Genomic DNA, 15,176 nt, shown 5'->3' on the forward strand with positions numbered 1-15,176 from the left:
GGTCGGACGGACTCGACCTGCACGTCGATCAGCCAAGACAGCGGGAAGGGGCGAGAGGGGACCGACGCTCTACGACCTCGATCCGGACTCCGTGGCGGGCGAACGCCTTCACCAGCGCCGGCCCCTGGTAGGCACTGTCGACCCACACCAGCTTCAACAGCCGGCCCGGCTGGTCCATGAATGTCTCCAGCAGCGTGGGGCCGGCGGCCTTGGAGTCGTGCACATCGGCCGTGGTCACGGTCACCTCCAGGAGCAGGCCCTCGGTATCGGTCAGGATGTGGCGCTTGCGCCCGTCACGCGACTTGCCGCCGTCGTATCCGCGACTGTCCTCGCCGACGCTCAGCCAGGCCGGCACCGGCATCGCGGAGCGGACCTCGGCCCACTCCGCATCCGTCATGTCACCCGGACAGCAGCCTGCCCGCAGCCCCGGAGCGATCGAACCGAACCCATGCACGTAGCAGTCACACCCAGGAGTGAGCGCGGCGGGCGCAGGCATAGTGGTACTGCTCAACTGATCAGGCAACGGGCTTCCTTGGTCGTGCTGGGTGTCGTAACCGCGTCACTACCAAGAGGCCCGTTCTTCCATGCCCACCGCCGCGCCCGTAACTCTGTCCAGACGATCACCCGCACCGCACACCTCGAACGAATCCGGTTTGCCACAACGCACTCAGCCCGGCTGGGCGGACCGCAGCGCCGCCAGCAGCGAACGAGCGTCCCGGACCGTGGGATGGCCGTCACCGAGACGTACGGCGACCTCGTCCACGACGCGTTCGGCGTAAGCCGTTCCGCTTGTCCCGTCGTAGCCGAGCATGGCGTGGGAGACCTTGAGGCGCAGGGCCAGGGGGTGGTCCTCGCCGAGCCGGGAGCGCGCCTCCGCGGCGAAGGCGCCGCATTCCCGGCGTACCTGGTCGGTCGACTTCGAGCCGCCTTCGCGTTCCCAGGCGAGGACTTGGGCTTCGAGGTCCCGGGCCGCGGTGTCGGGGGTGCGGGCCTCGGGTGGTGTGTCACTGGTGTCGCCGCCCGTCGTCGGCCGTGCGGCGACCGTGGTGTCGTCCGGCCCCTCGAGCCGAGTGCGGACGAGCGTCTCGAAGCGGCGGGTGGCCGGGAGAGCGGCGTGCTCGCGGATGAGGGTCGTTGCCTCGGCGGGCAGGGGCGGCGGGGCGCAGCGTTCCGCCTCCGGTACGAGGGGTGCGCCCGCAGGTCCGACCGCGAGGGCCGCGGCGACCTCGGCGGGGGTCGGCCGCCGGGCCGGATCGGCCTGCAGGCACGACCGCACCACCTGCTCCAGTTCGGCGGGCAGACCCCCCAGGTCGGGCGTGCCGTCGCAGATGTTGCTCATCACGGCGAGGACCTTCCTGCCCCAGGGAAGGCGCCCCAGGGCGAGGCGGGCGAGGAGCGTGCCGAGGGAGAACACGTCACTGGCCGGGGTGAACTGCTGGTGCTCCCGGATCTGTTCCGGCGAGGCGTAGGCGTACGTACCGGCGAACCCGCTCCGGGGCTCGGTCAGCCGCTCGATCTGCGCGATACCGAAGTCGATGACGCGGGGGCCGTCCTCGGTCAGCAGCACGTTCGCGGGTTTGAGGTCGAGATGCACGATGCCCTCGGCGTGAATGGCGCTGAGCGCGGAGGCAATGCCCGCACCGATGCCGCGGACGGTGGCGGTATCCAGGGCGCCGCACCGCTCGGCCACCTCCTGCAGCGAGGGCGCGGCCACGAACGGCACGGCCATCCAGGGGGTCTCGCCGCTGGTGTCGGCGGCGATCACGGGCACGGTGAACCGGCCGCTGACCCGCCGGGCCGCCTGCACCTCGTGCGTGAACCCATCTCGGATCGAGGAGTCGGCCGCGTACTCCGCGTGCAGGGTCTTGACCGCCACCATGACGCCGTCCGGATCCTGGCAGAGGTAGACGCGACCGAACCCGCCCTCTCCGACGCGCTCCAGGACCTCGTAGGGACCGAAGGCCGCCGGATCCTCCATCGTCCGCGCGGACGTGGCCCGCGCCACCTGCCGCCACTGCCCCAGGGCCTCGGCTTCGGCATGGACGTCCGTGGGACCACCCTGGGCACGCGCGGGGGCGGGTTCCGGCTCCGACGGCTCGTCGTCCACCACGACGAGCGACACCGAATGGGCCGTGCCGTCCCGGAAGGAGTAGGCCTGCACGTTGACATTGCCGGCGCCCTCACTGGAGACGTAGACGCCGAGCAGCCCCAGCCGCTCGCACAGAGCGATCTCCTCGGGTATCGGCCGGCGGTCCGCACGGGCGAAGTAGAAGGCGCGGGCCTCGCACCCCTGGTCGGCCACGTGCTGGATCACGGTGCGCCACTGCGCGACGCTGACCCGGTGCGGTCGCGTGTCATCGGTATCACCGCTGACCGGGAAGACCCGGGCGATATGCCGGGCGCGGGCTTCGCGTGCGAGCAGCCCGAAGGCCGTGGCGGGTGCCGCCTCCACCTGCCTGGCGAGCAGGGTTCCCGCCGCGTCGCCGATGTGCAATTCCGTCGTCCCGGCTGCCCGGGCGAGTCCGTCGCGTTGCTGGGACAGCGTGTCGTACTCGGGAGAACCCGGGCCCTGTCCCCGTAGCTCCATGCACGCGAGCACTTTCCCGAAACAGACAACGGCTTCGGCCAGGCCTTCTGGGTCATCCGTCTGCATGGCCGCCTTCGCCTGCGACACCAGCGCGCCGAGCGTCCGGTCACTGCCCGCGCCGTACAACTCCTCACATTTCTCCGCTATTTGACCGTACATGCGGGCGGCCCTCCGCAGGTCACCGCTCCGCTCGATCTCCGCGGCCGCCGCGACGAGCCCCTCCAGGCTGTCGTGCCCCCGCTCATGACCGAAGGGCAGCCCGCCGGCGAGTTCGGCATAACGCTGTCGGGCGATACCGGTGAGCCGGTGCTGCGAACCGAGCTCGCCCTCGGCGGTCTTCAGCATCCGGGCGAAGGTGCGCAGCGCGGCCGCGTTGTCGCCGGCCTGCTGCTGCCAGTGGCCCATGTCGCAGAGCAGGTTGAGCGCGGCCTCGGTACGGTCCTCCTGCTCGGCCGAGCGGTGCATCTCCTCGTAACGGCGTACGGCTTCCTCGGCCCGCCCTGCCCGGCCGTGCCAGTGGGCGAGCTGGTGGCGGGCCAGGCCGGTGTCCTGATGCCGGGGTCCCTGGAGCCGCTCGCGGTCGGAGAGGAGCTGCGCGAACAACTGCACCGCGCCCTCCGGGTCGCCCGACTCCCCTGTCCAGTGGGCGAGTTGGTGCCGCAGGGCCAGGGTGTCGGGGTCGTCGGGCCCGGGCGCGGCCGTCGCCCGAACGACCAGTTCACGGTACCGCTTCACCGCCTTGCCGGGCCTGCCCTGCCGGCCGTCCTGCTCGGCCGAGGCACTGCCCTCCCGCAACCGCGCGAGCACCTCGGCGGCCGGCTCACCGGACTCCGGAGTGCCGTTCCGTCGCTTGCCGATCCAACGCATACAGACCCCCCGGAGCTGTCGATCGGCCGACATCCCGCCCTGCCGGCAGACCGGATGAAGAGCCCGTACACGGCAAAGTACCGTTCCCACATAGTGAGCGGGAGTGGGTCGTAGATCCATTCCTGTTCACTGCGCCTGCCTCGAACGGTGTTGGGCGGGCTGGGTTGCCGCGTTCGCGTCCACGGCGGCGAGCCGGCGACACCACTCCCAGTGGTGGTCCGGTCCGGGGCGGGCGGTTTCCCTTGCGCCCGGGGGTCTCGAGGTGCGGTCCGATGCCCCACACGATGACTCCCTTCTGCTACCGCCACCGTGACCTGGTCGAACGCGTTCACGCCACCACCCTCGTGGGGAAGGGGACGGCAGCTTGGGAGAGCCGCGCGCCGCTGTACGCCGCGGTCGAGTCGCGAAGGGTTCCGGCGCGTTCGCCGACACGGGCACGTAGCAGTCACACCCAGGGGTGAGCGCGGTGGACGCAGGCACAGTGGTACTGCTCAACTGATCAGGCAACGGCAGGAGCGACGACATGAGATTCGACAACCACCGCGTGGTCATCACGGCTGCCGGCCGTGATTTCGGCCGCACCCTGGCCATCCGTCTCGCAGATCTCGGCGCCGAGGTCTTCCTCTCCGCTCGCAACCCCGTCGCCGCCGAGCGTGTCCGCGACGAGATTCGCGCCCGGGGACAGCAACAAGTCCACGCGTTCTCCTGCAACTTGACGGACCCTGCCTCGATCCGGGACTTCGCTGCCGACGTCGCCCGGCACACCGATCGCGTCGACTTGCTGATCAACAACGGTTCCCGCTACCTCGAAGGCCCGGACCTCCGATCCGCCTCCGATGCCGACGTTGTCGACACCATTGCTTCCGGCGCCACCGGAACCGTCCTGACCGTGAAGAACTTCATGCCTCTCCTGCTCAACTCGGACAGGCCGGACGTGGTGACCATGGTTTCCGCCTGCGGAACAGCTGGTCATCACCGGTCGGACGCGCACGACGCCTTCTACGCTGCCAAATCCGCCCAGGCAGGGTTCGCCGAGATTCTCTCCAAACGTCTGCGTCCCCGGGGGGTCCGCGTCATAACCCTCTACCCACCCGACTTCAATAACCCCGACCCGCTCTCCGAGGAGTGGGAGACCACACCTCGCGAGGCAAAGGACGCCCTCACCGCGCAGTCGCTCGTGGACTGCATCCTCTTCGCCGTCACCCAACCCCGCGACTGCTTCATCAAGGCGTTCCACTTCGAACAGGTCTAACCGATTCCTGCCGCATCACGTACACCACACCGCGAGTCCGGGGCAGTACTCGGGCCCCGGGACCCCAAAGGTGCCGTCCGAGGTGATCAAGGGGAAAGGCCCACATTTGACAGCGCCCCTAGCGTTTGAGCCATGACCTTCACCCGGCTCTCCGTGCGCAGCGGCCCACTGGATGTGGGTATTGAGACAGCGGGGCCCGAGGGCGGTTGGCCCGTCCTGCTCCTGCACGGGTTCCCCTACGACCCACACTCCTTCGAGCCAGTCGCGGCCGAGCTCGCGGTCTCAGGAGTTCGCGTGCTCGCTCCCTACCTGCGGGGCTTCGGAGCAACCCGCTTTGTCTCCGAGTCGACGCCGCGCTCGGGCCAGCAGGCGGCGGTCGGCCGAGACGTGCTGAATCTGGTGGAGACACTTGAACTCGGGGCACCGATTCTCGTCGGGTACGACTGGGGTGACCGCGCGGCGTGCGTCGCGGCGGCCCTCCGTCCCGATCTCATAGGGGGAACAGTCGCTCTCGGTGCTACTCCATCCAAGACATCGCTGCATCCTCCGAGCCGACGCCGCCGCTTGATGAAAGTCGTGATTGGTACCAGTACTACTTTCATGGCGAGCGCGGGCGCGTCGGCCTCGCCCGCTACCGCCGGGAGCTGGCGAACCAGCTTTGGCGCGAGTGGTCGCCGACACGTGTCATCGACGATGCGGATTTCGAGCGGGCGGCGCCGTCGTTCGACAACCCCGACTTCGTCGAGGTCGTCATTCACTCCTATCGGCATCGATTCGGACTCGTGGCCGGTGATCCACAGTACGAGGATGATGAGCGATTCCTGGCCCGCCTCCCGACCGTCGACGTGCCCTCGATCGTCCTTGACCCAACCGAGGACCCCGCGCTGCATCCCCGCCCGCGTGAGCAGCACGTCGCCCGATTTCCGCACCTCCTTGACTATCGACGTATCGATAGCGGTCACAATCAGCCTTTCGACGCTCCCGCAGAGGTGGCACGCGCAGTGCGCGAGTTGCGGGCCTGCCTGGAATGAGCGGGGTGTTCCCCGGCCGGGCGGTCCATGGGTTCCATCGCCCGCCCGCCCGCCGGAGGACTTCTGCCGTGACTTCGTGCTCTGCACCGCGCCCTCCGGGTCGTCCGACTCCCGTGTTGAGTGGGCGAGTTGGTGTCGCGGGGCCAGGGTGGCGAGGGCGTCGGACCCGGGGCGGACGTCGCCCGAACGACCAGTTCGCGATAGCGCTTCACCGCGTGGCCGGCCCTGCCCTGCCGGCCGTCCTGCTCGGCCGAGGCGCTGCCTCCCGTAGCCGCGCGAGCACCTCGGCCGCCGGATCACCGGACTCCGTCGTGCGGGATCACCGCGGAAGGCTTCGAGCATCAGGACGTCGAACGTCGGACGTCAGCGGGGTTCTCCGGGGCCGCCGCCTGAGTGTCACCGCACCGGTTCCTGATCCACGGGACCGGAGAAAAACGGTCGGCTCGGTCCGTTCGCGGGGCTCGGCTCCACTGGCGTACCCGGCGGTCGCGGAGGGCCGCTGTGCCGTGCGCCCTGGTCGGGCCGTCCGGTCCGTCGATGTCCTCGGTCACGAGGGTGAGCAGATGCCGGCCGCTCCGGCCGCTGAGGCGGCGTAGAGCCGTGCCGCACAAGGTCCGCAGTCCCGGTCACCACAGGCTCGTGATGATGTCCGCGATGGTCTGCGGCTGTGACAGGAACGGGTGGTGGCCCGCGTCCACCTCGATGGCCTTGTCCGCGCGGCGGGAGAATTCACGTTGTGCCGCCGCCGGGGTGCCCCGGTCCTCCGTGCACACCACATACGTCGTGGGCAGGTCGTGCCAGGCCGCCGCCCGTACGGGCTGCTGCGTCACGGCCAGCGTCTGCCGGACCAGAAGGGCCGCCGCGTCGCGGGCGACGTCCGGCGGGCAGTCCTGGACGAAGGTCTCGGCGAACAGCTCGGGCCGAGCGCCGAACGTGCCGCCGTCGGGGTCGAAGTCCAGGAACGGTGGCGGCGCGTCGGCGCCGAACGCCGACAGCGACTCGCCGGGCTCGGGCAGGTAGCTCGACACCAGCACCAGGTGACGCACCGACTTGACGCCCACCGCCGCCTCGGCGGCGACGATGCCGCCGTAGCTGTGCGCCACGACCACGGTCGGCTCGTCTCCCTGGGCCAGGACGGCGCGGACCGCGGTGATGTCCTCGGGCAGTCCGGGACCCTGCGGCCCGGCCGGCCGGTCGCCCTCGCCGCAGCTCGGCAGCGCCGGGGCGACGCTGTCGATGCCACGCTCCCGCAGGGCCGCCGCGGCCCGGTGCCACCACCACGACCCGTCCCGAACGCACGCCCCGTGCACGAAGGCAACACGCATCTCTTCCTCCTTGATTCGGTGTCCCGACCACTTGGATCAACGGTAGACGTACCGCCAGTTACGTGAAAAAGTGCGGCGATGGGACGGTACAAGCAGCCGGAGATCCGCGACCGCATCCTCGACGCCTGCGTCGACCACGCGCTCACGCACGGGCTGCCCGACCGTCTCGAGCCGTTCGCGACGGCGTCGGGTACCTCGACGCGGATGCTGATCTACCACTTCGGGAGCCGGGACGCGCTGCTGCGGGAAACCCTCGGGCGGGCACGGCGGCGTCAGCGCGACTTCTTCGGCGAGTTGGTGGCCCCACGATCGGACGAGCCCTATCCGAGCACTCTGCGACGGGCTTGGCGGGCCATGACCGGTCCGGTCGGCCGCCCGTACCTCAGCATGTTCGGCAGGCTCCGCGAGAATGCCGAGCAACAGCTGTGGCCGGGCTTCCGGCGCGAGGCCACCACGGACTGGCTGCGCCCGTTGGAGGACGGCATGCGAAGCATCGGCCGCCCCGAACTCGGCACCCTTGTGCTGGCGGTCATCCGCGGTCTCGTGATGGACATCGAGGCGACGGGTGATGTGTCGCGAGCCGATCAGGCCTTCGACGATTTCCTGGCCGTGCTCGTCGGCGACACCGCTCCGCGCAGCCGGGTCGTTCCGGCGGAGTCCGCCGCAGACACGCCGGCAACACGAGCCGTGGCCGAACCGTCGGCCTGATGTGCTCGGCTGAGCTCCGGGTAGCCGATGGAGGGGCGATGGTCGCAACGGTGACCGCCACGATCGCCAGGCCGCGGGTGCCGTCGCCGCCCGAATTCGGCCCGCGCGCGGATGCGTCAGCCGCTTGCCGGCCGGAGGCCAGGCGGGCGACGAAGGGGCCCGGACAGAGGCGGAGCAGGCATTCGGGCATTCCGGCGGGGGTACGGGCCCGTGCTCAGTGGGTGGAACGGGGAAAGGCCCCGGTCCGCTTCGGGGCGGCCCCGTCCCTCGCTTCCCCAGCCCGCTCGGTGAGGGCCGCCGACGGATCTGGCGCGCTCAGCAGGCTGATGAGGCTGTTTCGGCGGACCTTCGGTCGGGGTGGGCAGGGGCGCCGATGACGTCAGCCGGATATGGCAACGACGTGTTTGCCCATGACACCGCCCCGTTGGAACGCCCGGTGGGCTGATGCGATGTCCGCCAACGGGTACACGTCGGCCACGACGGGGTACAGCGCGCCGAAGGTGACCTGGTCGGCCAGGTCGTGCAGGAGAGCGCTGTCGGGATTGGCGCTGAAGGTGCGGATAAGGCGGGCTCCGTGCACGGTGGACGCGGCGATCGCGGCCAGAATGGGACCCGAGAGAGCGACGGTGACCATCCGGCCGCCGTCAGTCAGGCGCCGGCGGTAACGGCTCAGGTCGGAGCCGACCGTGTCGACGATGACGTCGAACGGCCCGCTCTGCTCGGGGGTGGTGTCGGCGTGGTCGAGGACCTGGTCGGCGCCCAAGTCGCCAAGGGCCTTGGCGTGACGGTCGCGGGCCGGCGCGGTGACGCGGCCACCGATGGCGTGCGCCGGCTGCACGGCGGCCGTACCGACTCCGCCGGCCGCGCCCCGCACGAGGACCCGTTCTCCCTTCACCAGCCGCACGGAGTCCCGCAGGGCGATCAGCGCCGTCGCGCCCCCGACGACCAGGGAGGCCGCGTCCACCGGCGAGAGGCCCGCCGACGTGAAAGCGATCCGGTCGGCGGGGACCACGACGTACTCCGCCATGGCGGCCGCCGTGCTCAGGAGCATGGAGGCCCGGTTCGGTGAGATCCTCCAGCCGCTCGTTTCGGAACCCGATGTCGCCGAAGGTGTCGCCGAGATGGCGCGGCGGATGGCGGTCGTCTACAGGGACGGCCGCATGGCCTGCGTTCTCGACACGATGACACTGATCGGGGCGCCGCAGGACATCAGAGCCCATGCCACCCGGCTCGCCAGAACCTGGCTCGACGCCATGGCCGACGCCGCCGCCAGGGCCGGCTCGAGCGAACAGGAAGCGCAGAGTCGGGCTCGTGCCGCGCTCGTCCGTATCGAGGGCGCCCTGGTGGTGGCCCGAGTCCTGGACGACCCTTCCGTTTTCGAGCAGGTCCTGGGCGAGCTGCCCGACCTGCTCGCACGCTGATCAAGGAGGCACCCCATGACACTGCCCGTAGAGCAGTGGGTTTCGTAGTCGCGGGCCAGGTGGGGGTGGGGCATCACCCGGCCGTGGGTCCGCTCTACCGCCCAGGTCATGGAATCCCGTAGCGAGCTCCTGGCGGACGGCGGCGGCAGGGGGCGGGCGGGGGCGGGCCGCTTCGACCGTAAGCGGACGACGACCTGCGGACATGAGGGGTTCCGCAGTCGGTCGGTGGGCTGGGTCATGGTGGGCTGTCGGCTGTGGCGCCGGAGTCCCGGCGGATGTCCGGCCTTCCGGAGGCCACTGACGCGAAGATCAGACCGTAAAGCGTCATGGCGGTGGCGTCACCGACGGCAATACCTGGTGTGTTCTCAGGCAGGGCGGGCACGGCGGGCACGCGGGGGCCCGGCAGGAATTTCGCGGTCTCGGTGGCATGGGAGGGCTGGTCGGCCCAGGGGAACGGATCTGTCTCCACGGTTGCCTTTCCCTCCGTCTGGTCGTGGCCGGGCCGGGGCCGCTCACTGTGGCCCTCACCCGCTGGTTGCCTCGTCGGCCAGGGAAACGGGCAGCGACGAGGGTGCCACGCCCGGGGGGCCCGTGGGCCTCGTGCACGCCGTACGGCGGCCCGGCCTTCACCCGGACAGGCCAATGCGGTCACGTGCCCGCCCGCGTTGGCGCCACGCTGCGGGGACCGGCGAGCCCCGGCCTTCCGGTCCGGCCCGCAGGGCGATCTTGGCGTCTGTCCCGCAGGATGGTGCCGGTGGCCTGGACATGGGGGCGCTCAGGGCGGCCGCTTTCCGTGTGCGGCGGATGCCGCTCACCTTTCCGCAGGGAGTACCGCATGGCTGTGATGACGGAGGAACTCGTACCGGTACTGGAGGATGCGCGCCAGGCGCATACCGTGGTCCTCGACCGGTTCCGGGCGGATGCGACAGTCACGCCGCCGGGCCCGCACCGGCAGATGCTCGAGCGTCGGGCCGCCGAGCTCCAGATCAGCGTCCAGCGCATCCAGCGCCAGGAGCGCGCTCTGCACCCGCGGGGCCTCCTGGGCACCGCGGTGAGTGTGACCCGCTCCGTCTCGCGGGGGGCGGTGCGCACGGTGATGCTGCCGATGTCGATCGGGTCGGTGGTCGTCCGGGGGATGCTGCCCGGCTGGGGCCCGGCCGGTCCACGACGGCTGATGAGGAACGCGGAGGACGAGTACGCGGCTGCGGCACGGGCGCTGGCGGCGTGCCGGGCGGGAGAGGTCCTCGCTGAGCAGATGGCGGACCAGCTCACGGCCGATCTGCTCGGCTCGCTGCGTCACCAGGACGAGAAGCTGCTGCGGGAACTGGACGAGAGCCTCGCCGAGCACGCCCGCGCTGTGGCGGAGTCCACCAACGGCTTCGGCCCGTACCAAGGTGGAGACGGCGGTCTGGGTGACGCGGTGGCTCGGTCGATGCGGAGCGCTTTCGACCGGGCCCGGTACGTCGCCGAGCGCGGCCTCCGGCAGGTCCGGGGTGCGGCCGAGGGCGTCGGGCGGGAGGAGAGGTACGAGCCCGCCCGCCCGCTGGCCGAGGAGGTTCTGGGAGCGGTCAGGCGCGAGGAGGACCTGCCGGTCCACGGGTTCAGCCAGCTCAGCACCGATCAGATCCAGAGGCGGCTGCCCACGCTGTCCCAGCTCGATCTGACGGTGATCGAGGGCTACGAGCGCGCACACGCCCACCGTAAGAAGGTCCTGGACGCCATCGGGAAGCTGCGCCAAACAGAGCCGTGGACCGGCTACGACGCCATGAACACGGACGAGATCACCGGGAGCCTGCTGGACGCTCCGTCAGACGTGGCCCGTCAGGTGGTGGAGTACGAACAGCGCCACCGGCGACGCCAAGGGGTCCTGTCCGCCGCGGAGGCACGCGTGTCGTCCTGATCGGGAGAGGAGCCGCCCTTGGGGCCTCCTGCCTGGCAGACCCCCGGGCGGCTCTCATCTCAGCGATGCGTTTCGCCGACCGTACGAGGAGCGCATTCCGTCTCTGCGAGGAGGATCACTCTCCGGCCGTGATCTCGACGCGGCGCGGCTCGGCGGCTTCGGCAGATCGAGCTGACACGGTCGGAGCGCTCCGCTTCGGTGCCTATCGTCCTTCGGCGGGGTTGGACCCCGGCCACGAAGGTTTCCCGGGCTCGGTGGCGTGCAGGATCGTTTGTGCGACCAGGTCGGGCGCGTCCAGCATCGGCACGTGACCGCAGCCGGGCAGCGGCACCAGGCGGGCGTTCGGGATCATTGCCCGGGCCCGTACAGCCTGCCGAGGCGGCAGGAGGCGGTCACGGGTGCCCCAGGCGATCGTCACGGGCATGTCGGGGATGTCGCCGGTGAACAGTCCCGGCGCACGCCCGGCTTCCAGGGTCGCCTTGAATGCCACCGAGCTCCGCAGCGTCCGAAGCGCCGCGGCCACCGCGTGCGGAGGGCACAGGTCGGCCTGGCCGTACAGGGTTCCGGTCAGCACCGCGTGGGCGGGCGCGGTGCGCACGAGCACCTCCAGCGCCGGCCCCGGCAGCAGCCGTACCCCTTGGCGGGCGGCGTTCACCACGGCGTACGCGTAGCGTCGCTCGGCGCTGGTCCAGAAACCGGCCGGAGCGATCGCGGTCACGCTGCGCACAAGCCCGGCCTGCCCCAGACGCAGCGCGATCAGTCCGCCCAGCGAGTGTCCCACCACATGCGGCCGCTCCACGCCCAGCGCCGCGAAGACCGAAGTCAGCCACAGTACGGCCGTATCCAGGTCGCGGGGCATGCCGGGATCCAGGTCGGGGGACTGTCCGAAGCCCGGCAGATCCATCGTGAGGACCTCCCGCTGCCCGCTCAGCAGCGGCACGACCGTGTCCCAGGCAAGCCGGTGGGAGCCCAGCCCGTGCAGCAGGACCACGGGTTCCCCGGCTCCCTGCCGCTCGTACGCCACCGTCACGGATCCCAGGTCCGCCGCATGGCCCCGCACGAACCATGGCTCCCGTGGCTCGACAACGACGTGTCCCCAGCCATCGCCGGACCCCGCCGCGGACTGCCGCCGCAGCAGCGGCGCCCCGAGCACGAGGCCCCGCAGGCCGAGTGCGGCCTGTCCCACGCGGCTGCCTCGGTCGGCTACCGAAACGAGGGCAGATATCCAGGTCATCGCCGAACTCCTCACACGCCCGTGACTCTGTCCTTCAAGAGACGAGGCTCAGGTAATGCTCATTACGGAAACACCGTAGGAAATGTCCAAATTCCTGACTCGGCGAGTGGCGGACGTCCTTGTCCGCCAAGGCTCGTGTGTTCGGGACTTGGGATGCCATGGCGACTCGGAACGCCTCCATGCAGGGGAAACGGTGATCGCGGTCTGATCCGCCATCACGGTGGTACGGCACCGGTGTCGTCGTACACAAGAAGGCCGTCGGAACGAAGGCGCACGCCTGGTGTCGGCGTGTGAGACGTGAGGCGCCCGTCGTGCATCAGGTGGTGGACGAGCACGCCGCGGGCCAGGACGGCGAAGTCAGCGATGAGGCGCCGGTGACATCGCCACCACACCGCCTCGCTGCACATCACCGCAGTGCGCTGGTCAATCGCTTGGCGTATGACCTCGTCCATGGCGGTGACGAAATCCGGGCTGCGGGTATGAGCGGCGTAGCCACGAAAGGACAGGTTGCGCCATACCGTGTCGGGTGAGTCCGGCGGCGCTTTCCTGAAGCCGCCGAGGCGCTTGTCCCACCGGTAGGCGATGCCCTCTTCCGGCAACCACTGGGCCACGCGCTGCCGGGAGAGATCCGGGTCACGGCGGCTGCCGGGAGCGGTCCTGACGTCCACGACGGCGGCAATGCCGGCTTCGCGGAGGAGCCTGGCCAGCGTTCCCCGGTCCGCGGTGCTGTGGCCGAAGGTGACCAGCCCCGGACAGGGCGCTCGAAACCCATCTGGAGGGTCGGTCTGGTCGGGGTCCATACATCGAGTGCAGCAGCTCCCGGCTCCGACGGCACACGGGCTACCGTCTTGACGACGTTCTTCAGCACCGACCGGCCCGGCAGGCCGCCCCCTGGAGGAGATGCGGCGGGTCGCGGGCGAGCTGGATGAAGCGGTCGGCGAGTGGGGTCATGGGGATGGCGACGCTCCTTGCTTGTGCGGGCCAAGATTTCGCAATCCCTTGCCGCGGCACGGTAGGGCAATGCCGGCCGTCCTACCCCAGCGTGGCCACGAATTTCCCGAGCCGGGCGATCCCCTCGCTCAGTTCGTCCGCTGACGCCGCGTAGGAGAGGCGGACATGCGTCTGCGCGGTGTGCGTGCCGAAGTCCCGTCCCGGGGTGAGGGCGACGTGCGTCTCCTGAAGTGCTCGTTCGCAGAACTCCCAGGAGGTGAGTCCGGTGCGGCCGACGTCGAAGTAGACGTAGAACGCGCCGTCGGGCGGGACCGGGACGGGCAGCCCGATCCGGGCCAGGCCGTCCAGGACGAGCGCGCGCCGCTCGGCGAACTCGACGCGGCGGGCCTCGCACAGGGCCAGCGACTCGGCGGTGAAGCAGGCCAGGGCGGCGTGCTGGGCGGGAGTGGATGCGCAGAGGAAGTAGTTCTGGGCCAGGCGCTCCATCGCCGGCACGAGCACCTCGGGAACGACGCACCAGCCCAGCCGCCAGCCGGTCATGCCGAAGTACTTCGAGAAACTGTTGATGACCACGGCGTCAGGGTCGTACGACAGCACGCTGCGCGGCGGCCGGCCCTGGCCGTCGTGGTCGCCGAGGTCGAGGTAGATCTCGTCGACGATGCGCCACGCGTCACTCTCGCCGGCGAGCCGGCAGATCGCCGCGAGTTCGCCGGCCGGCACCGAGGTGCCCGTCGGGTTGGACGGAGTGGCGACCATGATGCCGCGCGTGCTGTCCGTCCAGTGCGACCGCACTGCTGCCTCGTCCAGCTGGAACCGGGTGTCGGCGCTGGTGGGGACGAGGGTGACCCGGGCGCCGAAGCTCTCGACGATCTGCCGGTTGCAGGGGTACGACGGGTCCGAGATGAGCACCTCGTCGCCGGGATCGACGAGCGCGGCGGTGGCCAGCACCAGCGCGGCCGAGGCGCCCGCGGTCACGACGACCCGGGCCGGGTCGACCCCGACGCCGTGCTGATCCTCGTAGAACCGTGCGATCGCCTGCCGCAGCGCGGGCAGACCGAGCGCCGCCGTGTACGTCATGGGCCGGCCGTCCATGGCCGCGCGCATGGCCTCCAGGACGGCCGGGGGAGCACCGAAGTCGGGTTCGCCGAGGCTGAGTTTGACGACATGGTGGCCCTGCGCCTCCAGCGCGGCGGCCGCCTTGCTGAACTCCATGGCGTAGAAGGGGGCGACGGCCTGGGCGCGCTGCGAGATCCGTACGGTGCTCATGCGGCCCTACCTTCTTTCGCAGGGCCCGGTCGTTCGCGACGATGGGGTCGCGCGAGCGGGGCAGGGATGGTTTTCATGCTGGCTGCCGTCGATGGCTCAGGCCGCTGTTCCCCCTGCCTCGCCACTTCTTCCGGACTGCTGATCAGGCTCTGCGGATCATCGCTTGGTAGGGCGAGGACAGGCGGAAGGAGTCGCGCCACGGGCTGTTCGACGAGGGGAGCGTCACCTTGTCCGCCAACGCGGGGTTCGACATCGCCAAGGACTTTCACTGGCTCGCCGTTACCGATGACCGGGGCCGGCAGCTGTGCAGCCGACGGGTCGACAACGACCCCGAAGTCATCGAGGAGGCCATCACCGACCTGAAGGCCCTGCAGGCCGAACACGGCCAACTGACCATCGGGCTGGACTTGCTGGGCGGCGTGGCCGCCGTGCTGACCGCGATGCTGCTGGCCGCCGGTTTGCGTGTCGTGCACGTGCCCGGACTCGCCGTCAACCGCGCCCGCCGCGGCACCCGGGGCGGCGAGAACAAGTCCGACCCGCGCGATGCGAAGGTCATCGCCGAGCAGGTCATGCTCCGCACCGACCTGCGGGAAGTGGAACTGACCGATGAGGCCACCGCCGAACTGCGGCTGCT

Annotated in this window: 13 protein-coding genes; 6 read left to right on the forward strand and 7 right to left on the reverse strand. The window is 70.5% G+C overall.

All coding sequences use genetic code 11. From position 1 onward, the window contains the following. Positions 1 to 28 precede the first annotated feature (28 nt). Positions 29 to 397 carry a transposase gene (locus ACIBK3_RS37695; RefSeq protein ID WP_399372331.1) on the reverse strand — a complete coding sequence of 123 codons (369 nt, stop codon included), beginning with the start codon at positions 395 to 397 and terminating at the stop codon, positions 29 to 31. Positions 398 to 667: 270 nt separating this feature from the next. Beyond that, a complete protein-coding gene (locus ACIBK3_RS37700) occupies positions 668 to 3,454 on the reverse strand; it encodes a protein kinase (protein ID WP_399372332.1) in 2,787 nt (928 codons plus the stop codon). A 523-nt stretch (positions 3,455 to 3,977) separates the two neighbouring features. Here ACIBK3_RS37700 and ACIBK3_RS37705 point away from each other — a divergent pair. Together ACIBK3_RS37705 and ACIBK3_RS37710 are read left to right on the forward strand one after the other, a co-directional pair. Continuing rightward, positions 3,978 to 4,706, forward strand: coding sequence for an SDR family oxidoreductase (locus ACIBK3_RS37705; RefSeq protein WP_399372334.1), 729 nt, complete (start codon positions 3,978 to 3,980; stop codon positions 4,704 to 4,706). 132 nt (positions 4,707 to 4,838) lie between these two features. Continuing rightward, on the forward strand, positions 4,839 to 6,008 hold the full coding sequence (locus ACIBK3_RS37710; RefSeq protein WP_399372335.1) for an alpha/beta fold hydrolase: 1,170 nt from the start codon (positions 4,839 to 4,841) through the stop codon (positions 6,006 to 6,008). A 355-nt stretch (positions 6,009 to 6,363) separates the two neighbouring features. Here ACIBK3_RS37710 and ACIBK3_RS37715 read toward each other — a convergent pair whose 3' ends face one another. Next, complete coding sequence (locus ACIBK3_RS37715; protein WP_399372337.1) at positions 6,364 to 7,062, reverse strand: alpha/beta fold hydrolase; 699 nt, start codon at positions 7,060 to 7,062, stop codon at positions 6,364 to 6,366. Positions 7,063 to 7,140: 78 nt separating this feature from the next. Between ACIBK3_RS37715 and ACIBK3_RS37720 the strand changes: the two genes are divergently transcribed. After that, the gene (locus ACIBK3_RS37720) at positions 7,141 to 7,770 is read left to right on the forward strand and encodes a TetR/AcrR family transcriptional regulator (RefSeq protein ID WP_399372338.1); all 630 of its coding nucleotides are present in this window, start codon (positions 7,141 to 7,143) and stop codon (positions 7,768 to 7,770) included. A 379-nt stretch (positions 7,771 to 8,149) separates the two neighbouring features. Here ACIBK3_RS37720 and ACIBK3_RS37725 read toward each other — a convergent pair whose 3' ends face one another. Further along, positions 8,150 to 8,797, reverse strand: a complete 648-nt coding sequence (locus tag ACIBK3_RS37725) for a zinc-binding dehydrogenase (protein WP_399372339.1) — start codon at positions 8,795 to 8,797, stop codon at positions 8,150 to 8,152. Between ACIBK3_RS37725 and ACIBK3_RS37730 the strand changes: the two genes are divergently transcribed. Together ACIBK3_RS37730 and ACIBK3_RS37735 are read left to right on the forward strand one after the other, a co-directional pair. Further along, positions 8,796 to 9,191, forward strand: a complete 396-nt coding sequence (locus ACIBK3_RS37730; RefSeq protein WP_399372340.1) for a hypothetical protein — start codon at positions 8,796 to 8,798, stop codon at positions 9,189 to 9,191. The two genes, ACIBK3_RS37725 and ACIBK3_RS37730, sit on opposite strands and share 2 nt — an antisense overlap. A gap of 835 nt (positions 9,192 to 10,026) precedes the next feature. Then, positions 10,027 to 11,091, forward strand: coding sequence for a hypothetical protein (locus ACIBK3_RS37735; RefSeq protein WP_399372341.1), 1,065 nt, complete (start codon positions 10,027 to 10,029; stop codon positions 11,089 to 11,091). Between the two features lie 202 nt (positions 11,092 to 11,293). On the opposite strand, the gene ACIBK3_RS37740 is transcribed toward ACIBK3_RS37735, so the two are convergent. The 3 genes from ACIBK3_RS37740 to ACIBK3_RS37750 form a co-directional block, all read right to left on the reverse strand. Beyond that, complete coding sequence (locus ACIBK3_RS37740; RefSeq protein WP_399372342.1) at positions 11,294 to 12,325, reverse strand: alpha/beta fold hydrolase; 1,032 nt, start codon at positions 12,323 to 12,325, stop codon at positions 11,294 to 11,296. A 215-nt stretch (positions 12,326 to 12,540) separates the two neighbouring features. Next, positions 12,541 to 13,125: a DUF488 family protein gene (locus ACIBK3_RS37745; RefSeq protein WP_399372343.1), complete on the reverse strand. Its 585-nt coding sequence runs from the start codon at positions 13,123 to 13,125 to the stop codon at positions 12,541 to 12,543. A 232-nt stretch (positions 13,126 to 13,357) separates the two neighbouring features. Continuing rightward, a complete protein-coding gene (locus tag ACIBK3_RS37750; RefSeq protein ID WP_399372344.1) occupies positions 13,358 to 14,542 on the reverse strand; it encodes a pyridoxal phosphate-dependent aminotransferase in 1,185 nt (394 codons plus the stop codon). A gap of 227 nt (positions 14,543 to 14,769) precedes the next feature. On the opposite strand from ACIBK3_RS37750, the gene ACIBK3_RS37755 reads away from it, so the two are divergent. Then, positions 14,770 to 15,176 (forward strand): IS110 family transposase (locus ACIBK3_RS37755; protein WP_399372346.1); only part of this gene is annotated, 407 nt, incomplete at its 3' end.

It is taken from the genome of Streptomyces sp. NPDC050287 (assembly GCF_044459385.1).
Lineage (GTDB): Bacteria > Actinomycetota > Actinomycetes > Streptomycetales > Streptomycetaceae > Streptomyces.